At 72.5% G+C, this 26,965-nt stretch carries 26 protein-coding genes and 2 pseudogenes; 13 read left to right on the top strand and 15 right to left on the bottom strand.

Annotated elements, in window-relative coordinates; translation table 11 throughout:
* Window positions 1-20: 20 nt before the first annotated feature.
* The 5 genes from rlmB to AB0D49_RS11875 form a co-directional block, all read right to left on the bottom strand.
* Window positions 21-962: a 23S rRNA (guanosine(2251)-2'-O)-methyltransferase RlmB gene (rlmB, locus tag AB0D49_RS11895; protein WP_362754865.1), complete on the bottom strand. Its 942-nt coding sequence runs from the start codon at window positions 960-962 to the stop codon at window positions 21-23.
* An 86-nt stretch (window positions 963-1,048) separates the two neighbouring features.
* The gene (cysS, locus tag AB0D49_RS11890; protein ID WP_362754862.1) at window positions 1,049-2,449 is read right to left on the bottom strand and encodes a cysteine--tRNA ligase; all 1,401 of its coding nucleotides are present in this window, start codon (window positions 2,447-2,449) and stop codon (window positions 1,049-1,051) included.
* Window positions 2,450-2,513: 64 nt separating this feature from the next.
* Window positions 2,514-3,017, bottom strand: coding sequence for a 2-C-methyl-D-erythritol 2,4-cyclodiphosphate synthase (gene ispF / locus AB0D49_RS11885; protein WP_362754859.1), 504 nt, complete (start codon window positions 3,015-3,017; stop codon window positions 2,514-2,516).
* Window positions 3,007-3,759: a 2-C-methyl-D-erythritol 4-phosphate cytidylyltransferase gene (gene ispD / locus AB0D49_RS11880; RefSeq protein WP_362754856.1), complete on the bottom strand. Its 753-nt coding sequence runs from the start codon at window positions 3,757-3,759 to the stop codon at window positions 3,007-3,009. Before ispD ends, ispF begins: the two co-directional genes overlap by 11 nt.
* A gap of 353 nt (window positions 3,760-4,112) precedes the next feature.
* A complete protein-coding gene (locus AB0D49_RS11875) occupies window positions 4,113-4,595 on the bottom strand; it encodes a CarD family transcriptional regulator (RefSeq protein WP_003953493.1) in 483 nt (160 codons plus the stop codon).
* Window positions 4,596-5,354: 759 nt separating this feature from the next.
* Between AB0D49_RS11875 and AB0D49_RS11870 the strand changes: the two genes are divergently transcribed.
* Window positions 5,355-6,065 carry a DUF461 domain-containing protein gene (locus AB0D49_RS11870; RefSeq protein WP_362754853.1) on the top strand — a complete coding sequence of 237 codons (711 nt, stop codon included), beginning with the start codon at window positions 5,355-5,357 and terminating at the stop codon, window positions 6,063-6,065.
* An 85-nt stretch (window positions 6,066-6,150) separates the two neighbouring features.
* Here AB0D49_RS11870 and AB0D49_RS11865 read toward each other — a convergent pair whose 3' ends face one another.
* Window positions 6,151-6,831, bottom strand: coding sequence for a response regulator transcription factor (locus AB0D49_RS11865; RefSeq protein WP_362754850.1), 681 nt, complete (start codon window positions 6,829-6,831; stop codon window positions 6,151-6,153).
* A complete protein-coding gene (locus AB0D49_RS11860) occupies window positions 6,828-8,126 on the bottom strand; it encodes an ATP-binding protein (RefSeq protein WP_362754847.1) in 1,299 nt (432 codons plus the stop codon). The genes AB0D49_RS11865 and AB0D49_RS11860 overlap by 4 nt, the downstream gene beginning before the upstream one ends.
* A 283-nt stretch (window positions 8,127-8,409) precedes the next feature.
* Between AB0D49_RS11860 and phoU the strand changes: the two genes are divergently transcribed.
* The 3 genes from phoU (at window position 8,410) to AB0D49_RS11845 (ending at window position 9,831) form a co-directional block, all read left to right on the top strand.
* Window positions 8,410-9,099, top strand: coding sequence for a phosphate signaling complex protein PhoU (gene phoU, locus AB0D49_RS11855; protein WP_355734123.1), 690 nt, complete (start codon window positions 8,410-8,412; stop codon window positions 9,097-9,099).
* Window positions 9,100-9,289: 190 nt separating this feature from the next.
* Window positions 9,290-9,445 (top strand): hypothetical protein, encoded by a 156-nt coding sequence (locus AB0D49_RS11850; RefSeq protein ID WP_362754843.1) that lies wholly within the window; start codon window positions 9,290-9,292, stop codon window positions 9,443-9,445.
* A gap of 137 nt (window positions 9,446-9,582) precedes the next feature.
* On the top strand, window positions 9,583-9,831 hold the full coding sequence (locus tag AB0D49_RS11845; protein ID WP_362754840.1) for an SCO4226 family nickel-binding protein: 249 nt from the start codon (window positions 9,583-9,585) through the stop codon (window positions 9,829-9,831).
* A gap of 60 nt (window positions 9,832-9,891) precedes the next feature.
* Here the strand turns inward: AB0D49_RS11845 and AB0D49_RS11840 are convergent, their stop codons facing one another.
* Window positions 9,892-10,653 carry a phosphoglyceromutase gene (locus AB0D49_RS11840; protein WP_362754837.1) on the bottom strand — a complete coding sequence of 254 codons (762 nt, stop codon included), beginning with the start codon at window positions 10,651-10,653 and terminating at the stop codon, window positions 9,892-9,894.
* Window positions 10,654-10,884: 231 nt separating this feature from the next.
* Between AB0D49_RS11840 and AB0D49_RS11835 the strand changes: the two genes are divergently transcribed.
* A complete protein-coding gene (locus AB0D49_RS11835) occupies window positions 10,885-12,225 on the top strand; it encodes an MFS transporter (protein WP_362754834.1) in 1,341 nt (446 codons plus the stop codon).
* A 43-nt stretch (window positions 12,226-12,268) separates the two neighbouring features.
* On the opposite strand, the gene AB0D49_RS11830 is transcribed toward AB0D49_RS11835, so the two are convergent.
* Window positions 12,269-12,715 (bottom strand): DUF2000 domain-containing protein, encoded by a 447-nt coding sequence (locus AB0D49_RS11830; protein WP_362754832.1) that lies wholly within the window; start codon window positions 12,713-12,715, stop codon window positions 12,269-12,271.
* Between the two features lie 50 nt (window positions 12,716-12,765).
* Between AB0D49_RS11830 and AB0D49_RS11825 the strand changes: the two genes are divergently transcribed.
* Window positions 12,766-13,575: an AraC family transcriptional regulator gene (locus AB0D49_RS11825; protein WP_362754829.1), complete on the top strand. Its 810-nt coding sequence runs from the start codon at window positions 12,766-12,768 to the stop codon at window positions 13,573-13,575.
* On the opposite strand, the gene AB0D49_RS11820 is transcribed toward AB0D49_RS11825, so the two are convergent.
* From AB0D49_RS11820 to mshA, 3 genes are all read right to left on the bottom strand, one after another.
* Entirely contained in the window at window positions 13,572-15,314 is a 1,743-nt protein-coding gene (locus AB0D49_RS11820) for a glycosyl hydrolase family 28-related protein (protein WP_362754826.1), read from the bottom strand. The two genes, AB0D49_RS11825 and AB0D49_RS11820, sit on opposite strands and share 4 nt — an antisense overlap.
* A 143-nt stretch (window positions 15,315-15,457) precedes the next feature.
* Window positions 15,458-15,961 (bottom strand): YbjN domain-containing protein, encoded by a 504-nt coding sequence (locus AB0D49_RS11815; RefSeq protein WP_362754823.1) that lies wholly within the window; start codon window positions 15,959-15,961, stop codon window positions 15,458-15,460.
* Window positions 15,962-15,997: 36 nt separating this feature from the next.
* Window positions 15,998-17,347, bottom strand: coding sequence for a D-inositol-3-phosphate glycosyltransferase (mshA, locus tag AB0D49_RS11810; RefSeq protein WP_362754821.1), 1,350 nt, complete (start codon window positions 17,345-17,347; stop codon window positions 15,998-16,000).
* Between the two features lie 286 nt (window positions 17,348-17,633).
* Between mshA and AB0D49_RS11805 the strand changes: the two genes are divergently transcribed.
* The 3 genes from AB0D49_RS11805 (at window position 17,634) to AB0D49_RS11795 (ending at window position 21,807) form a co-directional block, all read left to right on the top strand.
* Window positions 17,634-18,431 (top strand): class I SAM-dependent methyltransferase, encoded by a 798-nt coding sequence (locus AB0D49_RS11805; protein ID WP_362754818.1) that lies wholly within the window; start codon window positions 17,634-17,636, stop codon window positions 18,429-18,431.
* A gap of 253 nt (window positions 18,432-18,684) precedes the next feature.
* Window positions 18,685-19,803 carry an NlpC/P60 family protein gene (locus AB0D49_RS11800; RefSeq protein ID WP_362755776.1) on the top strand — a complete coding sequence of 373 codons (1,119 nt, stop codon included), beginning with the start codon at window positions 18,685-18,687 and terminating at the stop codon, window positions 19,801-19,803.
* Window positions 19,804-20,250: 447 nt separating this feature from the next.
* Entirely contained in the window at window positions 20,251-21,807 is a 1,557-nt protein-coding gene (locus tag AB0D49_RS11795) for a fused response regulator/phosphatase (protein ID WP_362754815.1), read from the top strand.
* A gap of 161 nt (window positions 21,808-21,968) precedes the next feature.
* Here the strand turns inward: AB0D49_RS11795 and AB0D49_RS11790 are convergent, their stop codons facing one another.
* From AB0D49_RS11790 to AB0D49_RS11780, 3 genes are all read right to left on the bottom strand, one after another.
* Window positions 21,969-22,301: a DUF2516 family protein gene (locus tag AB0D49_RS11790; RefSeq protein ID WP_362755773.1), complete on the bottom strand. Its 333-nt coding sequence runs from the start codon at window positions 22,299-22,301 to the stop codon at window positions 21,969-21,971.
* A 128-nt stretch (window positions 22,302-22,429) separates the two neighbouring features.
* Entirely contained in the window at window positions 22,430-23,137 is a 708-nt protein-coding gene (locus AB0D49_RS11785; RefSeq protein ID WP_362754812.1) for a hypothetical protein, read from the bottom strand.
* 98 nt (window positions 23,138-23,235) lie between these two features.
* Entirely contained in the window at window positions 23,236-23,727 is a 492-nt protein-coding gene (locus AB0D49_RS11780; RefSeq protein WP_362754809.1) for a helix-turn-helix transcriptional regulator, read from the bottom strand.
* Between the two features lie 125 nt (window positions 23,728-23,852).
* Between AB0D49_RS11780 and AB0D49_RS11775 the strand changes: the two genes are divergently transcribed.
* From AB0D49_RS11775 to AB0D49_RS11760, 4 genes and pseudogenes are all read left to right on the top strand, one after another.
* Complete coding sequence (locus AB0D49_RS11775) at window positions 23,853-24,797, top strand: phosphotransferase (protein ID WP_362754806.1); 945 nt, start codon at window positions 23,853-23,855, stop codon at window positions 24,795-24,797.
* Window positions 24,712-24,945, top strand: a pseudogene (locus tag AB0D49_RS11770) (hypothetical protein); the annotation flags it as partial. The gene AB0D49_RS11775 and the pseudogene AB0D49_RS11770, both read left to right, overlap by 86 nt.
* 62 nt (window positions 24,946-25,007) lie before the next feature.
* Window positions 25,008-25,478 (top strand): annotated as a pseudogene (locus tag AB0D49_RS11765) (FAD-dependent monooxygenase); the annotation flags it as partial.
* Between the two features lie 169 nt (window positions 25,479-25,647).
* The gene (locus AB0D49_RS11760) at window positions 25,648-26,961 is read left to right on the top strand and encodes an FAD-dependent oxidoreductase (protein WP_362754803.1); all 1,314 of its coding nucleotides are present in this window, start codon (window positions 25,648-25,650) and stop codon (window positions 26,959-26,961) included.
* Window positions 26,962-26,965: the final 4 nt, after the last annotated feature.

The raw sequence follows: 26,965 nt of genomic DNA, 5'->3' as shown, positions 1-26,965 counted from the left end.
ACTCAGGCGCCGCGCACCGCTCAACTCCGGCGCCGCGCCGCCTCGTACAGCACGATCCCCGCCGCGACCCCGGCGTTCAGTGATTCGGTGCCGCCCGGCATCGGGATCCGTACCCGGTAGTCGCAGGTCTCGCCGACCAGCCGGGACAGGCCCTTGCCCTCGCTGCCGACGACGATCGCCACCGGCCCGCCCAGCGCCTCCAGGTCCCCCAGCTCGACCTCACCGTCGGCGGCCAGCCCGACGACCACGATCCCGGCCTTCTTGTACGCCTCCAGCGCCCGGGTCAGATTGGTCGCGCGGGCGACCGGCGTACGGGCCGCCGCGCCCGCCGAGGTCTTCCACGCCCCGGCCGTCATCCCGGCCGCCCGCCGCTCGGGCACGACGACGCCATGGCCGCCGAACGCGGAGACGGACCGGACGACCGCGCCGAGGTTGCGCGGGTCGGTGACCCCGTCGAGGGCGACGATCAGCGGGTCCTCGCCCGCGTCGGCGGCCTCGGCGGCGAGGTCCTCGGGGTGCGCGTACTCGTAGGGCGGCACCTGGAGGACCAGGCCCTGGTGGTTGAGTCCGTTGGTCATGCGGTCCAGCTCGGGGCGGGGGGCCTCCATCAGGTGGATGCCGCCGCGCTCACCGGCGAGCTGGAGCGCCTCGCGCACCCGCTCGTCGTTGTCGATGAACTGCTGGACGTACAGCATCGTCGCGGGGACGCCCTCGCGCAGCGCCTCGACGACCGAGTTGCGGCCGACGACCAGCTCGGAGGTGCCGCGACCGCCGCCCCGGCGCTGCGGGGCGCGGCCGGTCGCACGGCGGGCCTTGGACTGCGCCGCGCGCTGCTTGGCGTGGCCCTTGCGCATCTCTGCGGGCGGGGTGGGGCCCTTGCCTTCCAGACCCCGGCGTCGCTGGCCGCCACTGCCGACCTGCGCGCCCTTCTTGCCGGACATGCGGCGGTTGTTAGCGGCCATGATCTACCTGCCTAGGAAAGTGAGTACTGCGTACGTCTGTGCAGTGTGCCGTCCACGGGGGCGGACGGCACCTGGGGGGATGGTGGTCAGCGCGGGCCGAGGGTCCAGCGCGGGCCTTGCGGGCCGTCCTCGATGGCCAGCCCGGACTGGTTCAGCCGGTCGCGGATGGCGTCGGCGGTCGCCCAGTCCTTGCGTCCGCGCGCCGCCTCCCGCTGGTCGAGCACCAGCCGGACGAGGCTGTCGACCACGCCGTGCAGATCCTCGCCCCGGTCGGTCTCCCCGGCCCACTGGGGGTCCAGCGGGTCCAGGCCGAGCACGCCGAGCATGGCGCGGACCTCGGAGAGCCGGGCGACCGCGCTCTCCTTGTCGTCGGCGGCCAGCGCGCTGTTGCCCTGGCGGACGGTGTTGTGGACGACGGCGAGCGCCTGCGGCACCCCGAGGTCGTCGTCCATGGCTTCGGCGAAGGCGGGCGGCACCTCGGTGGCGGGCTCGACGGGGCCGCCGGACAGCTCCACCACGCGCTGCACGAAGCCCTCGATCCGCGCGAACGCGGACTCCGCCTCGCGCAGGGCCTCCTCGCTGTACTCGATGGTGGAGCGGTAGTGCGGGGTGCCCAGGTAGTAGCGCAGGACGATCGGGCGCCATGCCTTGACCATCTCGCTGACCAGCACCGAGTTGCCGAGCGACTTGGACATCTTCTCGCCGCTCATGGTGACCCAGGCGTTGTGCACCCAGTAGGCGGCGAAGTCGTCGCCGTAGGCGCGGGCCTGGGCGATCTCGTTCTCGTGGTGCGGGAAGATCAGGTCGATGCCGCCGCCGTGGATGTCGAAGGCGGAGCCCAGGTACTTGTGGGCCATCGCCGAGCACTCCAGGTGCCAGCCGGGACGGCCGCGACCCCACGGGGTCTCCCAGCTGGGCTCGCCGGGCTTGGCCGCCTTCCACATGGCGAAGTCGCGCGGGTCGCGCTTGCCGGTCTCGCCGTCCTCGGCGGGCTGGCGCAGCCCGTCCAGGTCCTGCCGGGACAGCGAGAGGTAGCCGGGCAGGGAGCGGACGTCGAAGTAGATGTTGCCGTCGGCCTCGTAGGCGTGGCCGCGCTCGATCAGACCGCGCATCATCTCGATCATCTCGGTGATGTGGCCGGTGGCGCGGGGCTCGTAGGTGGGCGGGAGGCAGCCGAGCGCCTCGTAGCCGCTGTTGAAGGCGCGCTCGTTCGCGTAGCCGATGGACCACCAGGGGCGGCCCTGCTCGGCGGACTTCCGGATGATCTTGTCGTCGATGTCGGTGACATTGCGGATGAACGTCACCTGATAGCCGCGGTAGGCGAACCAGCGGCGCAGGATGTCGAAGTTCAGGCCCGAGCGGATATGGCCGATGTGCGGGGCCGCCTGCACGGTGGCACCACAGAGGTAGATCGAGACATGGCCCGGCGTGAGCGGGGTGAAGTCACGGATCTGCCGGGCGCTGGTGTCGTACAGGCGAATAGTCACGGGTCCAGGGTAGTGGGCGGGGGGTGATGGGTGGCGCCGTACGGGGGAACGGCGGGTGGGGCGGTCAGGGGGCGCGGACGACGAGGGCGGTGGCGACGGCCATCAGGCCCTCCCCGCGGCCGGGGAAGCCGAGGCCGTCGGTGGTGGCGCCGGAGACGGAGACGGGGGCGCCGACCGCCGCGGAGAGGATCTTCTGGGCCTCGTCGCGGCGCTTGCCGATCTTCGGACGGGGGCCCACCACCTGGACGGCGATGTTGCCGATGGTGAAGCCCGCGGCCCGGACGATCCGGGCCGCCTCGGTCAGCAGCGTCACGCCGGAGGCGCCGGACCACTCGGGGCGGCCGGTGCCGAAGTGCTGGCCCAGGTCGCCGAGGGCGGCGGCGGAGAACAGGGCGTTGCAGGCGGCGTGCGCGACGACATCGGCGTCGGAGTGCCCGGCGAGGCCGGGGCCCTCGCCCTCCCACTTCAGCCCGGCGCACCACAGCTCCCGGCCGTCCTCGAAGGCGTGGATGTCGGTGCCGATGCCGACCTGGGGCAGCGGGGGCGCGGCGGCGGGCTCAGAAGCCATCGTTGAGCCTCCTACGGGCCAGGACCGCCTCGGCGAGCACCAGGTCCAGGGGGCGGGTCACCTTGAACGCCTCCTCGTGGCCGGGGACGACCACCACGCCCAGGCCGAGCTGTTCGATCATGCTGGCGTCGTCGGTGACCTCGCCGGTGACCGTGTCATGGGCGCGGACCAGGGTGTCCCGGTCGAAGCCCTGCGGGGTCTGCACCGCGCGCAGCCGGGCCCGCTCGGGCGTGGCGACCACCGGTTCGGGCTCGCCGGGGACCGTGCCGGGCACGACCTCCTTGACGGTGTCGGCGAGCGGCAGCGCCGGGACGACGGCGGGGGCGCCGCCGCGCACGGCCTCGATCACGCCGTCGACGGTGTCCACCGGGACCAGGGGGCGGGCCGCGTCATGGACCAGGACGACGCCGTAGCCGGGGGGCAGGGCGTCCAGGCCGAGCTTCACGGACTCCTGGCGGGTCGCGCCGCCGGGGACGACCAGGAAGTCGGTGCGGTCGGGCAGCGCGTGCGCGTCGAGCAGCGACTTGACCTCGGCGGACCCCTCGGGCGGGGCGACGACGATCACCAGGGAGACATGGTTGGAGGCGGCCATCGCCCGGACGGCGTGGATGAGCATCGGGGTGCCGCCCAGCGCGCGCAGCGCCTTGGGCGCGCCGGGACCGAGCCGTACTCCCCGGCCGGCGGCCGGGATGACCGCGGCGGTACGGACTCCGGAGGGCGAAGGGCGCGAAACGTCAGACATCGGTTCCTGTCAGGTTTGTGTGCTCGGCCTACTTGGGTATGGCCACATCGTGCCGGGCACACGCCCCTGACCGGACCCTTCCGTGACCCTGGTCGAGGCGGCTGCCCGAGCCCGGCACGCACAGTACCGGGGGAGAAATCCCCCGGCGTACGGCGTGTATGCCGGTGACAGCGGTGATCGTGGGTGTTCCGCGGGTTGGTGCGGGAGGGCCCCGGTGATCGCCCGGCAGGTGGCTCTCGGTCCGGACGCGTCCGGGTACGAACATGCCGCAGCGCCCGGCGACGGTGAAGACGTCATCGGGCACCGCGGCATTTCGGTGTGTGGGCTGACCCGTCGGGCTCGGTGCCCGGGTGTCAGGAGGCGAGGACCTCGTCGAGCAGCGCCTCGGCCTTGTCCTCGTTGGTGTTCTCCGCGAGAGCCAGCTCGCTCACCAGGATCTGGCGGGCCTTGGCGAGCATCCGCTTCTCACCGGCGGACAGTCCACGCTCACGCTCACGACGCCACAGGTCACGCACGACTTCCGCGACCTTGATGACATCGCCGGAGGCGAGCTTCTCCAGGTTTGCCTTGTAGCGACGGGACCAGTTCGTGGGCTCCTCGGCATACGGTGCGCGCAGCACCTCGAAGACCCGGTCCAGCCCGTCCTGACCGACCACATCACGCACGCCGACGAACTCCGCATTGTCCGCTGGCACACGTACCGTCAGGTCACCCTGGGCGACCTTCAGCACCAAGTAGGTCTTGTCCACGCCTTTGATCTGGCGAGTTTCGATGGCCTCGATCAGCGCGGCCCCGTGATGGGGATAGACCACGGTGTCGCCAACCTTGAACGTCATGTGACAGGTACCCCTTCCGTGGCTATCCAGGGTAACACGGAAACGGCGGGTTCTGAATGGCGTTTTCGCAGGTCAGGGCATATCTCGGGGCTTGACAACAGCGACCGGAACGTGCTGCGGCGGGCCCCCGGAACGGGGTATTCGCAGGTCGGAGGGGTTCTCCGGGACAAGAGAAACGCGCACGTTACACACATCCAGCGGCCCCGCGAAGCGGCTGAACGTCCGCATATGTCCGCCTTCAAGTGCTCGACTTCCGCTACTCCGTTCGGTACGGCAGGTCGTGTACGAGACGATTCCGGAATTGATCACAGGGCCCGGTCAAGACACACGGTGATCAATTTCCGGCGGGTCCGGCGGCCGGTCGGCGACCTGGGCCCCCATGACGGGTTTCCGGGGCGGTTTCGGGGGCCGTTTCCGGGCCCGTTTCGGGACCGGTTTCCCTTCCCCGGGAAATTGCCGCGCGGGGCGCCCGGATATGCGCGCCGGTATGTCCTCAGGGCTTACCGGAGGGCTTATGTGAATGGCGGACGAGTTGCGGGCGACGGGCGCGTTACGGACGGGGCTCACGGGTGGCGGGACGCGTTCCGAAAGGGGCGCGGGAAGGGCGCCGGGTACGGCTTCGCGAGCGACCCGGACAGGCCGGGGGGAGGGTCGGGTGCGGCCCGGCGGGAACGGCTCGGTAACCTAAGGCCGCTGACAGATCCTTAGGGCGGCAGTCACCAGGAATGCCGCCCCTGCGTTCAAGGAGTTGCCGCCGCCGTGAGCAGCAGCCTTCGACGCGGCGCCCTCGCCGCTTCCGCCCTCGCGTTCTCGATCGCCACGCTCGCCGCCTGCGGCGCCGGAAACAATTCGCAGACCCTGCAGATCAGGCCGGACAACGCGGCCACCAGCGTCGGCGACATCAAGATCCAGAACGCCGTCGTGATCACCCAGCCCGAGTCCGGTGCCTCCGGTCCGGCCGTGGTCTCGGCGACCCTGTTCAACGACGGTCGCTCGGCCCAGACCCTCGACTCCATCAATGTCGAGGGACACGGCGACGCCAAGATCTCCCCCGCGAGCGGCAGCGGTCCGCTGACCGTCCCGGCGGGCGGCTCGGTGATCATCGGCGGCGAGGGCAACGCCTCCGCGGTGATCGCCGACGGCGCGGGGCTGACCGACGGGGACGCGCAGCAGGTCACCTTCACTTTCAGCAGCACCGGGCAGGTCGGGCTCCAGGCGTTCGTGGTGCCCTCCGAGAGCTTCTTCGCCGGCTGGGGTCCCAGCTCGGTCCCGTCGGCGTCCACCTCCCCGTCCGGCTCGCCGTCCTCCTCGCCGAGTGGCGCGGCGGGCGAGGAGGGTGACGAGGAAGCGGGCGGCGAGGCATCGGACGCGCCCGGCGAGGAAGCGTCCTCGGCCGAGTCCGGCGCCTCCGACACGCCGACCGACGCGGCCTCCGCGTCCGCCTCGGAGGAGACCCCGGCGGGCCACTGAGCGTCGTACGGGCACAGGGCATACGGGAAGGGCGGGCCTCCTTGGTGGAGGGCCCGCCCTTTTCCGTGCGTCGCGCCGGTGCGGTCTACGGCTCGAACTTGTAGCCGAGACCGCGGACCGTGACCAGGTAGCGCGGGGCGCCCGGGTCCGGCTCGATCTTGGCGCGCAGCCGCTTGACGTGCACATCAAGGGTCTTGGTGTCACCGACGTAGTCGGCGCCCCAGACGCGGTCGATGAGCTGCATCCGGGTCAGCACCCGGCCCGCGTTGCGCAGCAGCATCTCCAGGAGGTCGAACTCCTTGAGCGGCAGGTCGACCTTGGAACCGGCGACGGTGACCACATGGCGGTCCACGTCCATCCGGACCGGGCCGGCCTCCAGGGCGGCGGGCGCCACCTCCTCGGGCTCCCCGCGGCGGCGCAGGACGGCCCGGATACGGGCCACCAGCTCGCGCGAGGAGAACGGCTTGGTGACATAGTCGTCGGCTCCTATTTCCAGCCCGACGACCTTGTCGATCTCGCTGTCCTTGGCCGTCACCATGATGACGGGGACATTGGACCGGCCGCGCAGCTGGCGGCAGACCTCCGTGCCCGGCAGGCCGGGCAGCATCAGGTCGAGGAGGACGAGATCGGCGCCGTTGCGCTCGAACTCGTCGAGTCCGTCGGGCCCGGTGGTCGCGACGGCGACCTCGAAGCCCTCCTTGCGGAGCATGTACGACAGGGCGTCGGAGAAGGACTCCTCGTCCTCGACGACGAGCACTCGGGTCACGGAAGGACCTCCGGGGCGGAAAGCGTCTGGTACGCGGTTGAGTCGGGGGATGACAGGGGTGAGTGGGATCGGGCGTGGGACGTTCCTGCGGGCTGCCCGGCCTCGTCGTCGAGAGCGGGGCGCTGATGCTGGGCCCGGTCGCGGGCGGCTCCCGCCTCCGGCAGCCGCAGGGTGAACGTGGAGCCCTGTCCCTCGGAGCTCCACACCGTGACCTCCCCGCCGTGCGAGGCGGCCACGTGCTTGACGATCGCGAGGCCCAGACCGGTGCCGCCCGTGGCACGGGAGCGGGCCGGGTCCACGCGGTAGAAGCGCTCGAAGATGCGCTCCTTGTCCTTGTCGGAGATGCCGATGCCCTGGTCGGTGACGGCGATCTCGATGGCGTCGCCGCCCGAGGCGCCCACCCGGCGGGCGGCGATGCCGACGCGGGTACGGGCGGGCGAGTAGTTGACGGCGTTCTCCACCAGGTTGCCGAGGGCGGCGGCGAGCTGGCCGCGGTTGCCCCAGACATGCAGCTCGGCGGTGCCGCCGGCGGCCATGGTGATCTGCTTCGTACCGGCCGCGTGGCGGCAGCGGTCGACGGCCTCGGCGACCAGTTCGTCCACCCGGACCGGCTCGGCGTCCTCCAGCGGGTCGTCGTTCTGCACCCGGGAGAGGTCGATCAGCTCCTGCACCAGATTGGTCAGCCGGGTCGCCTCGATCTGCATACGCCCGGCGAACCGCTGCACGGCCTCCGGGTCGTCGGAGGCGTCCATCACGGCCTCGGAGAGCAGGGAGAGGGCGCCGACCGGGGTCTTCAGCTCATGGCTGACATTGGCGACGAAGTCGCGCCGGACCGCCTCTATGCGGCGGGCCTCGGTGAGGTCCTCGACCAGCAGCAGGACCAGCCGGGAGCCGAGCGGGGCGACCCGGGCGGAGACGGCGAGGGCCTCGCCGCGGCCGGTGCCACGACGAGGCAGGTCGAGTTCGACCTGGCGTATCTCTCCGTCGCGGCGGGTGTCCCGGGCCATCTGGAGCATGGGTTCGACGGCGAGCTTGCCGCCGCGCACCAGTCCCAGGGCGTAGGCGGCGGAGCTGGCCTTGACCACGGCGTCGCCCTCGTCGAGGACGACGGCGGAGGAGCGGAGGACCGACAGCACCGTGTCCACGCCGGGCGGGAGGACCGGGTCGGTGTGCAGGGACGTGCGGGTCGGGCGTTTCAGGTCGCGCTCGCTCCAGCGGAACGCCAGCATGGCGATGACGCCGGTGAGCACACCGGCGATCGCTGCCGCTGCGGCAACCGCCGCGTTCACGTCCATGCTCCCAGGTTAGGCATGGGGTACGACATGCCCACAGCCATCGGCGGTCCACCTCGAACACTCGTCGCCCAGAGTTCACCTTGGAGCCAGTATCGGTTCATTTGGGGTGGCGGATTCCGACGCGTGCGCGGTTGAGGGTGACAGCGTGGGGTCCGCGGTGTCTGATGCGCCACACGGGCACGGCCCAGGACACCCCCTGGACGACGGAGCGTGTCGTCATGGGGCAAGGTCGGAACCCTGACCCCGAGCACCCCCCGGAACGACGTACGAGAGGGAACCGAAGATGCGGGACGCGTACCACGAGGAACTCGACTCGATCAGTGACAGTCTGGTCGAGATGGCCCGGCTGGTCGGGTCGGCGATCGGACGCGCCACGACGGCGATCCTCGACGCCGATCTGAAGCTGGCCGAGAGCGTCATCGAGAACGACAAGAAGATCGACGAACTCCAGCACGATCTGGAGGCCCGCGCGATAGACCTGCTGGCCCGCCAGCAGCCGGTCGCCACGGATCTGCGGATCGTGGTCACGTCCCTGCGGATGTCCGCCGACCTGGAGCGCTCCGGCGATCTGGCCCAGCATGTGGCCAAGCTCACCCGGCTGCGGTTCCCGGAGCGGGCCATCCCGCACGACCTGCACTCCACGATCCTGGAGATGGGCCAGCTCGCCCAGCGGCTGATGGCCAAGGCGGCGGAGGTGATCATCACCAAGGACGTCGATCTCGCCATGCAGATGGAGACCGACGACGACGCGATGGACCTGCTGCACCGCACCCTCTTCCAGCACCTGATGGACGACCGCTGGAAGCACGGCATCGAGACGGCGGTGGACGTCACCCTGCTCGGCCGCTACTACGAGCGCTTCGCCGACCACGCGGTGGCCGTCGCCAAGCGCGTGGTCTTCCTGGTCACCGGCGAGCACGCCGACGAGCTCCAGCCGGACGCGCAGGCGGTACCTGGGGTGGAGGGGGCGTAGCCCCCCCAGGGGGCGGCGTCCACGCGTCCGCCGAGGCGCGGGGCTCCCGGTCCTCCCGGCCCGTAGCGGGCGCATAGGCACCCGGCATCTCCCTTCGCGCCGGGGGCGCGCGTGAGCCCCGATGCGCCGTTGATGCGACCTCGGGAGCGGGCGTCCAATGGGCACAGGTACGTGTCCAGAGGAGGGACCCATGGCCGAGACCCCGAGCACCGCGCCCGACCCCACCCAGGAACGCCCCACCGAACAGCCCGCCCCGCCCCTCAGCCTCCCCCTGATCGCGGCCTGCGGCTGCGGTTCGGGCTGCGGCTGCGGCTGCCAGCAGGGCAACCCCTGTCAGTGCGGGTGACACCGTCTCCGCCGCACCTCGAAGGGCCCCGTACTCCGGTACCGGGGCCCTTCGCCGTACGCGGTCGCCGGGGCGGGGCGGGAGGCGGAGGATGGGAGAGGGAAGACACCCGGATGCCATGAGGGGAGATACGGATCATGGCCCAGTACATGGACGTCCACCATGGGATGACCGGCATCACGGCCGATCAGCTGCACCAGGCCCACCAAGCCGACCTGGCCGTCGAGCGCGAGGAAGGCGTCCACTTCCAGCGCGCCTGGGCGGACCCGGACTCCGGCACGGTCTACTGCCTGTCCGAGGCCCCGTCCGCCGACGCGGTCCAGCGCGTCCATGAACGCGCGGGGCACCGGGCGGACGAGATCCACGAGGTACGGCTGTCGGTGTAGCGCCCGCTCATCGCCGGGGACGCCGCGGTGACGCTCCCGCCATCGCCGGGGACGCCCCGGTTACTTCTTCTTGCCCTGGTTCTTGACCGCCTCGATCGCCGCGGTCGCCGCCTCCGGGTCGAGGTACGTGCCGCCCGGGTTCAGGGGCTTGAAGTCGCGGTCCAGGTGGTAGGCGAGGGGGATGCCGGTGGGGATGTTCAGGCCCGCGATGTCGGCGTCCGAGATGCCGTCCAGGTGCTTGACCAGGGCGCGCAGGCTGTTGCCGTGGGCGGCCACCAGGACCGTGTTGCCGGACAGCAGGTCCGGGACGATGGCGTCGAACCAGTAGGGGAGCATACGGACGACGACGTCCTTCAGGCACTCCGTCCGCGGGCGCAGCTCCGGGGGGAGGGTCGCGTAGCGCGGGTCGGCGTACTGGGAGTACTCGGCGTCGACGGGCAGCGGCGGGGGCGGGGTGTCGTAGGACCGGCGCCAGAGCATGAACTGCTCCTCGCCGAACTCGGCGAGGGTCTGCGCCTTGTCCTTGCCCTGGAGGGCGCCGTAGTGACGCTCGTTCAGGCGCCAGCTGCGGTGGACCGGGAGCCAGAGGCGGTCGGCGGCTTCGAGGGCCAGTTGCGCCGTGCGGATCGCCCGCTTCTGGAGGGACGTGTGGACCACGTCGGGGAGCAGGTCGGCGTCCCTGAGCAGCTCGCCGCCGCGGACCGCCTCCTTCTCGCCCTTCTCGGTGAGGTTCACGTCCACCCAGCCGGTGAACAGGTTCTTCGCGTTCCACTCGCTCTCGCCGTGGCGGAGCAGGATCAGCTTGTACGGTGCGTCGGCCATGGGGTCGAGCGTAATCGACGGGTTCCCCCGCCCGCGCGGGCCGCCCGTAGGGCGGACAGACATGCGGAGGCGCTCGCCGACAGTTGACTGGAATTGTTAATCCACTCGATTTCGGGAGGTCGCGACCGTAAGGTCCCCCGCAGGGTAGTGACTCTTACATTATTCAGTCTCAGTCACTCTCATCCAGTCTCATCGACGGCTTCGGCCATCAGTGTCCTCGGGGGGATTCTCTTGTCCGTCGCCCGCGTCAGACGTGCCCTCACCGAGACCGTCTCCGGTCTCCCCCGTGAGTTCTGGTGGCTGTGGACCAGCACCCTGGTCAACCGGCTCGGTGGCTTCGTCGCCACCTTCATGGCGCTCTATCTGACCCTGGAGCGGGGCTACTCCGCCTCGTACGCCGGTCTGGTCGCCGCGCTCTACGGCCTCGGCGGGGTCGTGTCCTCCCTCGGGGGCGGGGTGATGACCGACCGGCTCGGACGGCGGCCCACCCTGGTGATCGCGCAGGGCTCCACCGCCGTCTCGGTGGCGCTGCTCGGCTTCATGGAGCACCCCGTCGCCATCGCCGCCGTGGCCTGTCTGGTCGGCGCCGCCTCCAACGCGTCGCGGCCCGCGGTGCAGGCGATGATGGCCGACATCGTGCGCCCCGAGGACCGGGTGCGGGCCTTCTCCCTCAACTACTGGGCGATCAACCTCGGGTTCGCGATCTCCGCGATGGCCGCCGGGTTCATCGCCGAGGTCAGCTATCTCGCCGGGTTCCTGCTGGAGGCCGGGATGACCGCCGTCTGCGCGGTCCTGGTCTTCATCAAACTGCCCGAGTCGCGGCCCGAGCGCACCGCCAAGGGGGCCGCCGCGCAGGAGGCCGTCGGGCTGGGGACCGTCCTGCGCGACGGGCGGTTCATGGGCGTCGTCGGGCTGTGCTTCGTCATCGCGCTGATCTTCCAGCAGGCCAGTGTGGGGCTGCCGATCGCCATGGGCGACGCCGGGTTCACGCCCGCCGACTTCGGTCTGGCCATGGCGGTGAACGGGGTGCTGATCGTCGCCCTCCAGATCCCCGTCACCCGGTTCATCGAACACCGCGACCCGCGGCGGCTGCTGGTCGTCTCCTCGCTGCTCGCCGGGTACGGCTTCGGGCTCACCGCGTTCGCCGGGTCGGTCGGGATGTTCATGGTCACCGTGGTGGTGTGGACGCTCGCCGAGATCGTCAACGCGCCGACCCAGACCGGGCTGGTCGTACGGCTCTCCCCCGTCCATGGGCGGGGCCGCTACCAGGGGATGTACACCATGTCCTGGTCGGTCGCCGGGCTGATCGCGCCGCTGATGTCCGGCTTCGTCATCGACCGCTACGGGGCGAACTGGCTGTGGGGGCTGTGCGCGGTGCTGGGGATGGGGGCCGCGGCCGGGTACGCGACCCTCATGCGTGGGCTGCCGACGGACATGGAAGCGGAGGTGGAGGTGGAGGTGGACCCGGACGCGGGCACGGACGGGGACGAGAGCCGGCGGGCGGGGTCGGAGGACATCCCGGCACCCGTATCGGCACCCGCACCGGTGCCGCCCACCGCCAGCGCCCCCTGAGAGGCGGCCCCCCGCGTCACGGACGACCCACGGACACATCCCGTCACGGATGCATCCGCGCCCCCTTCACCACCTTGTCGACCGCGTTCCTCGGCCCGTACACCGCGAGCCCCACCAGGTCCAGGTCCGCCGTGCCGACCGCGCGGACCGCCGCCCGGTTGTCCCGGTCGTTGCCGGTGGTGAAGAGGTCCGCGGTGAACAGGGAGCGCGGCAGCGCGCGGGACAGGGCCCGGGTGTGGGCCGCCCTCAGCGTCTCCTTGGTGCCCTCGAACACCAGCACCGGCTGACGGAACATCCGCAGATACGCCACCTGGTCGGCGTCCGCGTACGGCTCGCCCATCACCTCGGGCAGCTCCGTGCCCAGGCCGCTGACCAGGAACGCGGTCACGTTCAGCCGCTGCCAGGTCTCCAAGTCGTCCCGGAGCAGCACCGCGATCTTGGTGTCGAAGCGGACGGGGGGCAGATCATGCAGATCATCGGCAGTACTCATGGACAGCAGGCTCGCCGCCCGTCCGCCGCCGGGTCTTGTACGTTCTTTGCATGGCCCCCTCGCGGCAGGACTCCACCGTCTCCGCCTGGCGCCCGCCGATCCCGGGCGTCGTGGAGGTCTTCCACGCCCACTTCACCGCGTACGCCTATCCCATGCACGTCCATGAGGCGTGGACGCTGCTGATCGTGGACGACGGGGCCGTCCGCTACGACCTCGACCGGCACCGGCACGGCACCCCGCACGACACCGTCTCCCTGCTGCCGCCGCACATCCCGCACAACGGCTCCCCGGCCACCCCGCACGGCTTCAGCAAACGCGTGCTGTACCTGGACTCCTCCCGGCTGCCCGACGAGCTGATCGGCGCCGCCGTCGACGGCCCCGACCTGCGCGATCCGCTGCTGCGGCGACGCGTCGGCCAGCTGCACTCCGCGCTCGCCCGGCCCGGCGACGAGCTGGAGGCCGAGAGCCGGCTCACCTTCGTCGCCGAACGGCTCGGCGCCCTGCTGCGGCCCCGGCTCCCGGACACCGCCCCGCGCCCCGACCCCGCCCTCGCCCGGCGGCTGCGCGAACTGCTCGACGCCCGGGTGGTCGACGGCCTGACCCTGGACCAGGCGGGCGCCCTGCTGGACGCCCACCCCGCCCATCTCGTACGGGCCTTCAGCTCCGCCTACGACATCGCCCCGCACCAGTACCTGACCGCGCGCCGGGTCGAGCGGGCCCGCGCGCTGCTGCTGGCGGGGGCCCGCCCGGCGGAGGCGGCGACCGGGACCGGCTTCTACGACCAGGCCCACCTGACCCGGCACTTCCGGCGGCTGGTCGGGGTGACGCCGGGGCGGTACCGGGCGGCGGGTCCGCGCTAGCAGTCGGCGGCGCGCTGGGCGTCGTACAGGTTTCTCGGGCGGACGGTGTCCGTCGTGCCGTACAGCTCCAGGCGGGAGTGCAGGTCGCCCTGGAAGTCGGGGACGTCGATCTGGTCGAACTCGCGGACCTCGTTGATGCCGACGGTGGCGCTCCAGGGGGCGAGGCCGTCGATCTTCATCAGTCCCGCGCGGCCGTTGGTGACCCGGATGTTCCAGTGGGTGAAGCGGGCGCCGAAGAGGGGGCCCGCGATGGCGTCGCCGCCGTGCCGGCCGTTGTTGTGGACCGTGATGTCGGTACGGACGTTGGCGAACGGCAGCCCGCGGTGGCTGTCGAAGGTGCCCATCTCCATCACGCCCCGCGACCAGACGTTGTACGAGGACAGTCCCTCGACGTTGATGCCGTGCAGTTGGGTGCCGGGGGGCGCCGGGGTGGTGCGCTGCTCGACGGTGAAGTCCTCGATGAGGTTGTCGTGCGCGCCCTCACGGCAGAAGTAGGGGTGGTGGCTGCCCCGGCCGGACACCCGGGTGCGGCGCAGGGTGCAGGCGGAGGCGGCGACCAGCCCGAAGCCGTTGTCGACATGGCGCACGGTGACATCGTCCACCCAGCAGTCGTACGCGCATTGCAGGGTGACCCCGTTGTAGCCCTTGTCGAGGAGGTGCGGCTGCTGCGGGGTCTCGACGGCCTCCAGGGTCAGGCCCTCGACGCCGGAGCCGGTGAGCGCCGGGACATGGGTGGTGAGCCGGGGCTGCCACTCGGGGCGGGTGTCGAGGGGGAGGGGCCGTTCGAGGGTGATCCGGCGGCCCCGCACCCGGGTGATCCTTACGGGCCACTCGTAGGGGACGTACGAGGTCAGCTTGGTCATCGCGGGCCAGTTGTAGGTGTCGGTGCCGGGGCCGTCGCCGCACATGTGCTTCAGGAGGGAGTGGGCGGGGTCGTCCGAGAGATGGAGGAGGACGAGATCGCCGGGGCGCAGTCGGCGGGGGTCGGCGACGGTGATCGTGCGGGCGCCCTGGGGCGCGGGGTCGACGGGGGTGAGGGTCTGCCACTCGTCGCGCTTGTTGCCGGTCCAGCCCTCGAACGGCCAGGCGCGGGCGCGGATCGCGGCGGTGAGCGACTCCCAGCGGGCGGTGGGGGCCAGCCAGATCAGGCCGCCGGCCCAGGACCAGGAGGACTTGTCGCCGCCGTAGCGGGAGCCGTAGACACCGATCAGTTCGGTGAGGTTCCTGGTGGCGTACAGGGTGGTACGGCCGCTGCCCGCGCCGCGCAGGACCACGTTGTCGTGGCCGACGCGGATGATGTCGTCGATGCGGAAGGTGCCGGGCGGGAGGGTGACCGTGCCGCCGCCTGCCGCTCCGGCGGCTTCGAGGGCGCGGTTGATGGCGGGGGCGGAGTCGGTGGTGCCGTCGGCGACCGCGCCGAAGTCACGGACGTCGGCGACGATCGGGCGGCGGGGGAAGCGGGTCGCGCCCGCGCGGTAGCCCGCCCGCGCGATGTAGGGGATCTGCGGGTGGGTGTAGGGGGTGCGGGTGAACTCCCGCCAGAGGGTGGGGACCTGGGAGTGGGGGTGGGGGTGGGGGTCAGCTGTCGCGGCGGTGGTCGTCGCGGTGGTGGCGGCGATGGTGATCGCGGTGCCGAGGAGGGTGCGTCTGGTGATGCCGGGGGGTGGGGTCGGGACGTTTCCCGTGCTGTCGAGTCCCGTGCCGTCGTGTGCCGTGCCGTCGTCCGCGGTGCTGCCCATGCCCGTCCGCCCTTCGTCTGACGGCCGTCCGACCGTCGCCGCCCGCTCAGGGAGCGCTTTTCAAGGATGTGAACGTGGTTCAGGTGTGCGTTGACGGTGAGCATGTCACGGCGGAGTGGGGCAGTACAGGGGGTGCGGTGGGGTCAGTCCGAGGGGCGCTGGATCAGATGCATGAACGCGTCCAGGTTGCGGGTCGACTCACCGCGCTCGGTGCGCCAGGCGTACTCCTTGCGGATCGCGGTGGCGAAACCCAGTTCCAGCAGGGTGTTGAAGGCGCCGTCGGCGGCCTCCAGGATCTGGCCGAGCAGCCGGTCGACGCCGTCCGGGGTGACCGCGGCGAGCGGCAGCCTGCCGGTGACATAGATGTCGCCGAGCGGGTCCACCGCGTAACTCACCCCGTACAGCTTGAGGTTGCGCTCCAGCAGCCAGCGGTGGACGGCGGGCTCGTTCTCGTCCGGGTGGCGGACGACGAACGCGTTCAGGGAGAGGGAGTGGCGGCCGGCGATCAGGGAGACGGTCGTGGACAGCTTGCGGGTGCCGGGGAGCTTGACCACGTAATGGCCGGGCTCGGGGCTCTCCCACTCGATGTCGTCGTCCTTGAGGACGCCCTCGATGACCTGGGCCGCGTGCCGCTGTGCTTCCGCCATGGGGCGAGCGTACGGCAGGGCCCTCGGGCGGTGCCGTCAGCCGTGGTGGCCGCGGGCGCGGCGGCGGTGGGCGTGCAGCGCGGCGGTGTAGACCTCGGCGGTGGCGGCGGCTGCCGCGTCCCAGCCGAAGGAGCGGGCGTGCCGGGCGGCGGCGGCGCCCATCCGGTCGGCGAGCCCGGGATGGTCCGCGAACCGGCCGAGCAGCCGGGCGTACGCGGCCGGGTCGTGCCCCTGGACCAGGAACCCGGTCTCGCCGTCGCGCACGGCCACCGGCAGCCCGCCGACCGCGGCGGCCAGTACGGGCGTCCCGGCGGCCTGCGCCTCTATGGCGACCAGCCCAAAGGACTCGCTGTAGGACGGCATCACCAGCACGGAAGCGGCCCGGAACCAGTCGGCGAGCCGCTCCTGTCCGACGGGCGGCCGGAACCGTACGACATCGGCGATACCGAGCCGGGCGGCGAGCTTGTGCAGCCCCTCCGGCCGGGCGAGGCCGCTGCCACTGGGCCCGCCGACGACCGGGACGACGATCCGGGAGCGCAGTTCGGGGCGTTCGCCGAGCAGCACGGCGACCGCGCGGAGCAGGACGTCCGGTGCCTTCAGGGGCTGGATACGGCCGGCGAAGAGCGGGATCAGCGCGTCCTGCGGCAGGCCGAGCCGGGCGCGGGCGGCGGCGCGACCGGCGCCGGGGTGGAAGCGGGCGAGGTTGACGCCGGGGTGGACGACGGCGACCTTGGCGGGGTCGGCGCCGTAGTGCCGGACGAGTTCCTCGGCCTCCTCCGCCGTGTTGGCGATCAGCCGGTCGGCGGCGGCGACGATCTGGGTCTCGCCGATGACCCGGGCGGCGGGCTCGGGGGTGTCGCCGTCGGCGAGGCTGGCGTTCTTGACCTTGGCCATGGTGTGCATGGCGTGCACCAGGGGCACGCCCCAGCGCTGGGCGGCGAGCCAGCCGACATGGCCGGAGAGCCAGTAGTGGGAGTGCACCAGGTCGTAGTGGCCGGGGCGGTGTCCGGCCCACGCCTGCATCACTCCGTGGGTGAAGGCACAGAGCTGGGCGGGCAGGTCCTCCTTCGCCAGCCCCTCGTACGGTCCGGCGTCGATATGGCGGACGAGGACGCCGGGGGCGAGTTCGACGGTGGGCCTGAGGGCGGCGGAGGTGGCCCGGGTGAAGATCTCGACCTCGATGTCGATCGCGGCGAGCCGCTGGGCCAGCTCCACGATGTAGACGTTCATGCCGCCCGCGTCGCCGGTGCCGGGCTGGTGGAGCGGGGAGGTGTGCACGGAGAGCATCGCGACGCGGCGCGGTCGGCGGTGGCCGAGGCGCATGGCGCCCAGCCGGGCAGCCGCCGCCGGGGAGCGCCGACCGAGCCTGCTGACGTAGTGGCTCACGTGCGGTCCTCCCTGTCGCGGGCATGCCTCAGAGGGCGGCCCGCGCCCTCCGAGGGGGTGCAACGCCGGACGAGAGCGCTCCATTTCCCTGGTGACGGGGGCGGGGATTTCTTTGCCTAAGCATTACCGGTTGTCGCTCAACCGTTCGAGCCTTCGCCGTATGCCGGACCCCGTCTCGCTGTGCGTCAGGTCGCGCCTCGTCGTTCGTCGGACCACGCCTCGCTGTACGTCAGGCCGCGTCTCGCCGTACGTCAGGCCGCGCCCGGCCCCGTCTACCCTCGTAGCCATGACCGCCCGTACGCCTTCCCGCCCCGTGGGCACGGTGACGCGCGGTACGACCCATCCCAACCGGCTGCGCCGTATGGACCGCTGGATCGCGGCGACCCATGGGGCGGCACTGCGCCGCGCGGACGAGCCGATGGCCGTCGACCTGGGCTACGGCGCGGCGCCCTGGACGGCGGTGGAACTGCTCCACCGGCTCCGCGCGGTCGCCCCGCGCGTGCGCGTCACCGGCGTCGAGATCGATCCGGCGCGGGTCGCGGCGGCCCAGGCGTACACCTGCGAGGGGCTGACCTTCCGGCACGGCGGCTTCGAGGTGCCGCTCCCCCGGCGCCCCCTGCTCATCCGCGCGGCGAACGTACTGCGGCAGTACGACGAGCCCGAGGTCGCCGCCGTCTGGGAGCGGCTGTGCGCCCGGCTCGCCCCGGACGGGCTCCTGGTGGAGGGGACGTGCGACGAGATCGGGCGCCGCCATGTGTGGGTGGCGCTCGGCCCCGAGGGACCGCGGACGGTCACCTTCGCGACCCGGCTCGGCTCCCTGGACCGCCCCTCCGACCTCGCGGAACGCCTCCCCAAGGCACTGATCCACCGGAATGTGCCCGGCGAACCGGTGCACGCCTTCCTGCGTGACTTCGACCGCGCCTGGGCCGCCGCCGCGCCGTACGCCTCCTATGGCGCGCGCCAGCGGTGGATGCGGGCGGTCCGCGAACTGACGGGCACCTGGCCGGTGGTGGACGGGCCGGGGCGGTGGCGGCAGGGGGAGGTGACGGTTCGGTGGGGGGCGGTGGCGCCGGGGGGTAGGTAGGGGGACGGGGCGGTAGGTAGGGGGTGGCGGGGCGTTGGGGTGCTCGACCCGATGGATTTCCCCCTCGTTCTCCCGGCGGGGCCCACCGCGCGGAACGATCTAGCTGAGTCGTTCGTCACAGAGTCGGGGAGATCGTCGTACGACGGGTGGAATAGGGGGAGGAAGTCACCGCCTCTGTCGTTTTCCACCATGACGTGGCACGATCCCCGGGCGCGGCAGGTAACTGACGGTCAATCAGTTTGGGGGCATGGGTATGGCACCGGGCAAGCGTGGCCGGATCTCGGCGGCGATCACCGTGGTCTGCGCGATCTGCGCGGTGGGCGTGCTCGCGATACCGGGCGGCGCGCTGGCCGCCCCCGCCCCCGACCCGGGCCCCAGCGGTCCGCCCGCCTCGGTCACCGTGCCGGACCCGGTCGCGGACGCGGCCCCGGCGACCAACGCGGAGCTGGAGACCGTACGCAAGCAGCTCGACGAGCTGTATCACGACGCGGCCGTGGCCACCGACGCGTACAACGCGGCGGAGGAGCTGGCCGAGCAGCAGTCCACCGAGATCGTGGGGCTGGCCAAGCGGATCGTCGCGGGCCAGGAGAAGCTGGCGGAGCTGAAGGAGCGGGCGGGCGCCGCGGCCCGCGCCCAGTACCGCATGGGCGGGCTCCCGCCCGAGGCACAGCTGATGCTGAGCAACGACCCGCGCCAGTTCCTGGACGGCGCCGGGCGCATCCTCCAGGGCGAGCGGGCCACCGACAAGACCATCGCCGACCTCCAGCAGACCCAGGACGACCTGGAGCTTTACGCGAAGGACGCCGCCGCGGGCTGGGACCGGCTGGAAGCCAACCGCAAGGCCAAGGACAGGGCCAAGAAGCAGGTCGAGAAGCGGATCTCCGCGGCCAGGGAGCTGGAGTCCCAGCTCGCGGAGGAGGAGAAGGAGCGGCTGGCCGCGCTGGAGCGGCGGGCCGCCGCCCGCGCCCAGTCCGCCTGGGTCGACACCGGGATACTCGACGGGCTGTCCGGCACCGCGACCGCCGAGGGCAAGAAGGCCGTCGCCTACGCCACGGCCCAGCTGGGCAAGCCGTACGAATGGGGCGCCGAGGGCCCGGCCACCTTCGACTGCTCCGGGCTGACCTCCCAGGCGTGGGCCGCCGCCGGTACGCCCATCCCGCGCACCTCGCAGGAGCAGTGGCGGCAGCTGACCAAGGTCGACCCCGCCGACATGCGCCCCGGCGACCTGATCATCTACAACTCCGACGCCAGCCATGTGGCGATGTACGTGGGCGACGGGACGATGGTCCACTCCCCCCGGCCGGGGCGGACGGTGACGCTGGCCGGTGCCGGTTCCATGCCGATATTGGGGGTTGTGCGACCGGGGGCGTGAGTCTGGGCGCGGGGGTGTTGGGGGAGGGACGGGTGGGGCGCGGCCCGGTGGGGCGGGGTCATGGCGGGCGCGTGGCGGAGCTGCGGAGCGGGGCTGAGGCGGGGGCGGCGGCGTGGCAGAGCCGAGCTGGGTCCGCGGCGGCGGGGCGGGGGCGGGGGCGTTGCAGGGCCTAGCCAGGTCCCCGTGGTGGGAGTGCCGTACCCCGCGTCTGTGACCCGGCGCGCGACTTGGTCCGGGCCAAACTCCCCGGGGACGTGACCTTCGTCATCCCCCCGGCGGGCGCCCTGCCCAACTGCGGTACAGATCGCGGCATATGACAGCGGCCCCCTGCCGAGCGACGTACCTCACACCATTCCACTTGGGCGCCACCACCCGCTATGGTCCCCGTCGGTGGACCGAGCACCCTCGGCCGCCGTGCCCTCGGGGGGAGGGAAGGAACCCAGGACAATGCCCGTACCCGTACCGCGGCAGAGAGCGATCCCGGCCCTGGAGAACGATCGGACGCACCCCGCGTCCACGCCCGCCTCCGTGTCCGGGTCCCCGTCCACGCCGCCGTCGATGTCCGCGCCCGTACCGCCGGAGCCCGCGCCCGAGTCCGGCTCCGTGGCCGAGGTCGGCTCGGGGGCCGAGTCCGGCTCCGTGGCCGATGCCGCCGTAGCCGGGTCGCCGCCCGGGTCCGTGCGCGACGGCTCCGCCGGGGAGACGGCGGCCGACGCCGGGGCGGACGTCGTGGGCCATGCCGCCGGGGCGCCCACGGGCGGCGGCGGCCGTGCGGGCGCGGGACCGGCCGACGGAGGCGGTACCACCGGCAAGGACCCCGGCACCGGCGGCGCCCTCACGCTGCTGCTGATCGAGGACGACCCGGCCGGTTCGGCGATCGTCCCGGAACTGCTCGACTCCGCGGGACAGCCGATCCGGGTCCGTACGGCCCGCAATCTCACCGAGGCGGGGCGGCTGCTCACCCACGATGTGCACTGCATCCTGCTGGACCTGGCGCTCTCCACCCCCGGCGGCTCCACGTCCCCGGACGGCGACGGCGACGAACTGGCCGTACTGCGGCACGTCCTGAGACTGGCGCCCCGGCACGCGGTGCTCGCGCTCACCGCGTCCGGCGACGCCGAGCGCGGCGCCGAGGCCGTACGGGTGGGCGCGCAGGACTATCTCTTCCGCGATGAGCTGGACGGACGGCTGCTGAGCCGGGCGATCCGGTACGCCGTCGAGCGGAAACGTTCCGACACCGCCGAGCGGCGGCTCGCCGAGGGCCGGCTGCGGGCGCAGGAGAACGCCCGGCTGGAGCGCGGGCTGCTGCCGACCCCACTGCTGGAGGGCTCCTCGCTGCGGTTCGCCGCGCGCTACCGCCCCGGCCGCTCCCGCGCCCTGCTGGGCGGCGACTTCTACGACATCGTCCGCACCCCGGACGGCACGGTCCACGCCATGATCGGCGATGTCTCCGGACACGGGCCCGACGAGGCGGCGCTCGGCGTGGAGCTGCGGATCGCCTGGCGGGCGCTGACCTTCGCCGGGCTGTGCGGCGACGAACTGCTCGGCACCTTGCAGCAGGTGCTGGAGCACGAGCGGGGCGACGACGAGATCTTCGCGACGCTCTGCACGGTGGACATCGCACCGGACGGCCGCCGCGCCGGGCTGTGTCTGGCGGGCCACCCGGCCCCGCTGATCGCCCGCGCGGGCCACCCGGCCGCGCTGCTGCCGTACGACAACAACGGCCCCGCGCTCGGACTGCTGTCCGGGGCGCGATGGCCGCGGATGCAGGTGGAGCTGGGGCCGGAGTGGAGCCTGATGCTCTACACGGACGGGCTGATCGAGGGCCGGGTCGGCACGGGCGGGGAGCGGCTGGGCCAGGACGGCATGGTCGAGATGGTCCGGCGGCAGCTGGCGCGGGGGCTGCGCGGGGAGCCGCTGCTGCGGGCGGCCGTGCAGGAGGTGCGGCAGCTCAATGGGGGCGAGCTGACCGATGACGTGGCCGTGGTGCTGCTGGAGCGGTGAGGTGGGTGTCGGGTGGGCTCGGGGTCTCGACCGGGGTCACGGACTCAGAGTCTCGGCTGGGCTCACGGGCTCAGAGTCTCGGCCGGGCTCACGGGCAACGGCTACCTGGCCCCGATACCCCGGCCGGCTCTGCTCGCCGCCCGCTTGCCGACCGCCGACCGCTACCGGCCGCCGTTGTACGGGCCGTAAGGGCCGTCGCTGCTGGAGCCACGGCTCGGGCGACCGCCGCCCGGGAGGGCGCGCAGGGCGGGGCGGACATCCACCATGTACACGATCGTCGCGATCAGGCCGATGATCGGCAGGAAGGACAGGATGCCGAAGATCAGGTTCGCCAGGAGGGCGAGCCCGAGGATGATCAGCCAGAACGGCTTGGTCTTCTTGTCCGCCGCGCGGTAGGCGTCCTCACGGCGGATGGCGGCGTCGACCAGGGCGAAGGCGCTGAACACGGTCAATCCCAGATTCAGCAGCCACAGGAAACCGGTGAAGCCTTCCATCAGCACTACGTCCACCACCTGAATCGGATCGTCTCTACCACGTCACCGTACCCCCATCGGTCTCTCGCCTACCCGGACAACGGGCCGGGCACCCGGTAAGTGCCCGGCCCCCGCCGGAACCTCGCCTCTCACTTGGTGGGCGGCGTGGTCTTCTTCGCGGTCGTCCGGCGCGCCGCCGGGGCCTTCTTGGCCGGAGCCTTCTTCGCGGGAGCGGCGGCCTTGGCCTCGGCGGCGGGCTTGACGGGCTCGGCGGCGGGCTTGACGGGCTCGGCGGCGGGCTTGACGGGCTCGGCGACGGGCTTCACGACGGGCTCGTCCTTCGGCTTCGGCTCCGGCTCGACGGCGACGGCGATCTCCTCGACCCCCTCGGCGGTCTCGCCGCGCCAGGTCTTCACCGTCTGCTCGCCGTGCTCGGCGACCCGCTCATAGGTCTCGCGCGCCTTGACGGCGTACTCGGCGGCGACACCGACCCCGCGCAGGGCGAGGTCCTGGGCGCTCTCGCCGAGCTTCTTCAGGTCGGCGTCGAGCGTGCTGCCCAGCTTCTTGAGGTCGCCGTCGAGGCTGTTGATGAACTCGTTGACCTTGCTCTGGACGTTCTCCTGGGTCTCCTTGACCCGGGCACCGGCCTCCTTGGCGCGGGCGCCGGCCTTCTCCTGGACGGCCTTGGTGTCCGTGTTGCGCACGGCCTCGAAACGGGCCGGGGCCTCCGCGCGGAGCTGCTCGACCAGCGCGGGCACCTTCTTGGCCTGCTGGTAGGCCAGGTCGGCGGTGCCGGCGGCGAAGTAGAGGGGGGTCGGGTCGCTGAAGGTCTTGCGCAGGTCGTCGCTGATGGCCATGGTGAGGGTCCTCCCAGATACGGATTCGGGTACGGATACGGATTCGGCTGAGGTTCGGTGGTGGTCCGCGGCGGGTCCCGGTGTTTCCCTGGTCCGGTTCATCCGGTACTCCGCTGCGGGCCGGCATCACGGGCGGCGGTTCCTTCACCGCCGCCACGGCTGTCACTGTCGCCGCCGTTGTCACTGTCGTTGTCGCTGCCGTCGCCGGGGCGGTCCTTGCCCGGGTCGGCGCTCGACGCCCCGAACCCGTTCTCCTTGCGGAACGACTCGTACACCTGGAGCAGCACCTGCTTCTGCCGCTCGTCGAGCGTGGGGTCGGCGAGGATCGCGGCGCGCGTCTCGACCTCCGCCGGGTCGCGCTCGGCGTCCAGAATCCCGGCCCGCACGTACAGCGTCTCGGCGGAGATCCGCAGCGCCTTGGCGACCTGCTGCAACACCTCCGCGCTCGGCTTGCGCAGCCCGCGTTCGATCTGGCTCAGATACGGATTCGACACTCCGGCGGCCTCGGCGAGCTGCCGCAACGACAGCTGCGCCGTGCGCCGCTGCTCGCGCAGATACTCACCGAGATTCCCGACGTTGAGCGATGCCATGACTTCACTGTGCCTCAACCTTGCTAACTATTGCAAGCAGGCGCTTGCAAAAGTGCACCCGGTCGGGGCACGCCCTTCCTGTGCCTCCTCACCTCGACCACCGCCCCCAACTACGGTTGCCCCCCATGACCCCTCCCACCACAAGCACCCCCACCCACATCACCCACATAACCGACATCACCGAAGACCTGATCCGGGAGCTGCTGCGGCACCAGCATCCCGATCTCGCCGACCGGTCCCTCGCGCTCGGGGCGCGCGGCTGGGACAACCAGGTGTGGCGGCTCGGTGACGATCTCGCCGTCCGGCTGCCCTGGGCGACGGAGCAGGCGGACGCGCTGCTGGTCAAGGAGTACACCTGGCTGCCCCGGCTCGCCCCGCGCCTCCCGCTGGAGGTGCCGGTGCCGCAGCGGATCGGTGAGCCGTCGGAGCGGTTCCCACGGACGTGGATCGTCACCACCTGGGTGCCCGGCGAGCCCGCCGACCGTGCCCCGGCCACCCGGGGCGCGGAATCCGCCACGGCGCTGGCCGCCTTCCTGACCGCCCTGCACCACCCCGCCCCCGACGAGGCGCCCGACGGCCGGGGTCGTGGCGGGGCGCTCGCCGGCACCGCCGAGTCCTTCACCCGTCAGCTCGCCTCGGCCGCCGAGCGGGGGCTGGTGCCCGACCCGGACGGCGTCCACGCGATCTGGGCGGACGCCGCCGCCGCGCCGCCCTGGGAGGGGCCGCGGGTCTGGTTGCACGGCGATCTGCACCCCGCCAACATCCTCACCGAGGACGGCACGTTCCGCGGGGTCATCGACTTCGGCGACCTCTTCGCCGGGGACCCGGCCGTCGACCTCGCCGCCGCCTGGCTGCTGCTGCCGGACGACGCCGTCGACGTCTTCCACGCCTCCTACCGGCCCGCCCCCGACGCCGCGACCCTGCGCCGCGCCCGCGGGTGGGCCGTCCTGCGCGCCCTCAGCTGCATCGACATCGGGGACGCCGGTGACCACGGCCGCCCCGGCGGCAAGCCCACCTGGGGGCCGCCCGGCCACGCCTCCCTCCGCCGACTGCTTCGGGCGCGGACCTGAAGGGGCGACCGCAGAAGGGGCCACAGTCGGGCAGCGGGTCGTCGTCGCCGGAGGCGGCCCCGTCGGGCTGTGGCTCGCCACGGAGCCGCGGTCGAACGGGGTCGCCGTCACCGTCCTGGAGCAGCGCACCGGGATCGACGGGCACTCCAAGGCGCTCACCATCCACCCCCGCACCAGCGAGATCCTCGCCTCCCGGGGTGTGCAGGCGATCTCACCATGGACGAGCTGCGGGCCAAGACCCTCGCCATCGCCGGGGACGACTTCGGGATGCGTGACCCGTCCTGGCTCTCCCGGTTCGGCAACGCCACCCGCCTGGCCACCTCGTACCGGAGCGGGCGGGTGCTGCTCGCGGGGGACGCCGCCCATCAGCGCGTCCCGACCGGCGGGGTCGGGATGAACGTCGGCATCCAGGACGCCCACAACCTCGGCTGGAAGCCGGCCGCCGTCCTCCACGGCTGGCCACCCGCCGACCTCCGTCTCGGCGGCGGCGAGACCCTCCTCGGGCGGCTGCGGCCCGACGCCTGTCCGCTCCTCAACCGCACGGATCGGCCCGGCGCCCTCGCCGGGCACGCCCAGGACCGGGTGCGGGTGGAGCGCGTCGAGGACACCGGCGGCCGGGACGCCTGGTCCGATGTGCGGGCCGCGCTGATCCGGCGCGACGGACATGTGGACCGGGTCTGACGACAGCGAGCCGGCCGCCGCCGCGCGGCTGGGACGGTGGCCGACCCCCGCGCGGTGACCTGGGCAAAGTGATCCGAGTCACAGATATGTCCTCGTTGTCACATCCGGTACGGCCCGCCCAGTCCTCGCTATGACACCGAGACCGGACCCACCGGACCCAGGAGGCACCGTGACTCAGCCCGCCCGCCCCATCCGCCCCACCCAGCCCATCCAGGTCGTCGTCATCGGCGGCGGCTACGCGGGAGTGATGGCCGCCAACCGGCTGACCGGGAACGACGGCCTCGCCGTGACCCTGGTCAACCCGCGCCCCGAGTTCGTCGAGCGCATCCGGCTGCACCAGCTGATCAGCGGGACCGGCGACGCCGTCGTCCCCTTCCGTGACGTCCTCGCCGCCCGGGTCCGGCTGGTCGTCGGCACGGTGTCCCGGATCGACCCGGCCGCCCGCGCCCTCACCCTCACCGGCGGGGACGCGGCGCACCCCGGCCCCGACGACGGCCCGCACACCCTGCCCTACGACTATCTCGTCTACGCCGTCGGCAGCACCGCCACCGACCTCGGCGTCCCCGGCGTCGCCGAGTTCGCCCATCCCGTCGCCGCCCTGGAGGACGCCCGGCGGCTGCGCCCGCTCCTCGACGCGACCCCCGTCTCCGCCCCGGTGACCGTCGTCGGCGCGGGCCCCACCGGACTGGAGACCGCCGCCGAACTCGCCGAGAGCGGCCGTAGGGTCACCCTGGTCTGCGGCGGCCCGCTCGGTCCGTATCTCCACCCCCGGGGCCGCCGCTCCACCGCCCGGCAGCTGGCCGCGTTGGGCGTCCAGATCCTCGAAGGGCCCGGCAGCAGGGTCACCGCCGTGACCGCCGACACCGTCCGCCTCGCCGACGGCCGCGTCCTGCCCTCCCGCCTCACCCTCTGGACCGCCGGCCTCGGCGTCCCGGAGCTGGCCCGGCGCAGCGGACTGAGCACCGACGCGATCGGCCGGCTGCTCACCGACGAGACGCTGACCAGCGTGGACGACGAGCGGATCATCGCCGCCGGGGACTCGGCCGCGCCCTCCGGAGCGCCGTACCGGATGAGCTGTCAGGCGGCCGTCCAGCTCGGTCCGCAGGCCGCCGAGACCGTGCTCAGCCGGATCGCCGGGCGGACCCCGGCACCGGTCGCCGCCGGATTCGCCGGGCAGTGCGTCAGCCTGGGCCGCCGGGCCGGGATCATCCAGCTCGCCCGCCGCGACGACCGGGCGCTGCGGCTCCATGTGCGCGGCCGGTTCGCCGCCCGGATCAAGGAGTTCGTCTGCCGCTCCACCGTCAAGCAGCTCGCCTACGAGGCCCGTAAGCCCGGCGCCCGCGATCTGTGGGCCAAGGATGGGAGGCGTGCCGAGCGCCTGCGCCGGGCCGGAGCCACAGCCGCCACAGCCGCCACCGGAGCCGACCCCGCAGCCGCCCCCGGACAGGAGGAGGCGTCCCCGACGCCCCTTACGCCGCGGTGACCTC

Origin of the sequence: Streptomyces sp. NPDC048290 (genome assembly GCF_040652095.1) — a bacterium.
GTDB lineage: Bacteria > Actinomycetota > Actinomycetes > Streptomycetales > Streptomycetaceae > Streptomyces.
This window is presented reverse-complemented; position numbering and strand designations above follow the sequence as displayed.

Coding starts and splice junctions, on each gene's coding strand:
- AB0D49_RS11875 (WP_003953493.1), bottom strand. CDS start 4,595: ATGACGTTCAAGGTTGGCGACACCGTGGTCTATCCCCATCACGGGGCC.
- AB0D49_RS11780 (WP_362754809.1), bottom strand. CDS start 23,727: ATGGCATCGCTCAACGTCGGGAATCTCGGTGAGTATCTGCGCGAGCAG.
- AB0D49_RS11815 (WP_362754823.1), bottom strand. CDS start 15,961: ATGGCGGAAGCACAGCGGCACGCGGCCCAGGTCATCGAGGGCGTCCTC.
- AB0D49_RS11850 (WP_362754843.1), top strand. CDS start 9,290: ATGGCCGAGACCCCGAGCACCGCGCCCGACCCCACCCAGGAACGCCCC.
- rlmB (WP_362754865.1), bottom strand. CDS start 962: ATGGCCGCTAACAACCGCCGCATGTCCGGCAAGAAGGGCGCGCAGGTC.
- AB0D49_RS11775 (WP_362754806.1), top strand. CDS start 23,853: ATGACCCCTCCCACCACAAGCACCCCCACCCACATCACCCACATAACC.
- AB0D49_RS11860 (WP_362754847.1), bottom strand. CDS start 8,126: ATGGACGTGAACGCGGCGGTTGCCGCAGCGGCAGCGATCGCCGGTGTG.
- AB0D49_RS11845 (WP_362754840.1), top strand. CDS start 9,583: ATGGCCCAGTACATGGACGTCCACCATGGGATGACCGGCATCACGGCC.
- AB0D49_RS11805 (WP_362754818.1), top strand. CDS start 17,634: ATGACCGCCCGTACGCCTTCCCGCCCCGTGGGCACGGTGACGCGCGGT.
- AB0D49_RS11795 (WP_362754815.1), top strand. CDS start 20,251: ATGCCCGTACCCGTACCGCGGCAGAGAGCGATCCCGGCCCTGGAGAAC.
- AB0D49_RS11840 (WP_362754837.1), bottom strand. CDS start 10,653: ATGGCCGACGCACCGTACAAGCTGATCCTGCTCCGCCACGGCGAGAGC.
- AB0D49_RS11825 (WP_362754829.1), top strand. CDS start 12,766: ATGGCCCCCTCGCGGCAGGACTCCACCGTCTCCGCCTGGCGCCCGCCG.
- AB0D49_RS11785 (WP_362754812.1), bottom strand. CDS start 23,137: ATGGCCATCAGCGACGACCTGCGCAAGACCTTCAGCGACCCGACCCCC.
- phoU (WP_355734123.1), top strand. CDS start 8,410: ATGCGGGACGCGTACCACGAGGAACTCGACTCGATCAGTGACAGTCTG.
- AB0D49_RS11830 (WP_362754832.1), bottom strand. CDS start 12,715: ATGAGTACTGCCGATGATCTGCATGATCTGCCCCCCGTCCGCTTCGAC.
- ispD (WP_362754856.1), bottom strand. CDS start 3,759: ATGTCTGACGTTTCGCGCCCTTCGCCCTCCGGAGTCCGTACCGCCGCG.
- AB0D49_RS11790 (WP_362755773.1), bottom strand. CDS start 22,301: ATGGAAGGCTTCACCGGTTTCCTGTGGCTGCTGAATCTGGGATTGACC.
- AB0D49_RS11800 (WP_362755776.1), top strand. CDS start 18,685: ATGGCACCGGGCAAGCGTGGCCGGATCTCGGCGGCGATCACCGTGGTC.
- ispF (WP_362754859.1), bottom strand. CDS start 3,017: ATGGCTTCTGAGCCCGCCGCCGCGCCCCCGCTGCCCCAGGTCGGCATC.
- AB0D49_RS11820 (WP_362754826.1), bottom strand. CDS start 15,314: ATGGGCAGCACCGCGGACGACGGCACGGCACACGACGGCACGGGACTC.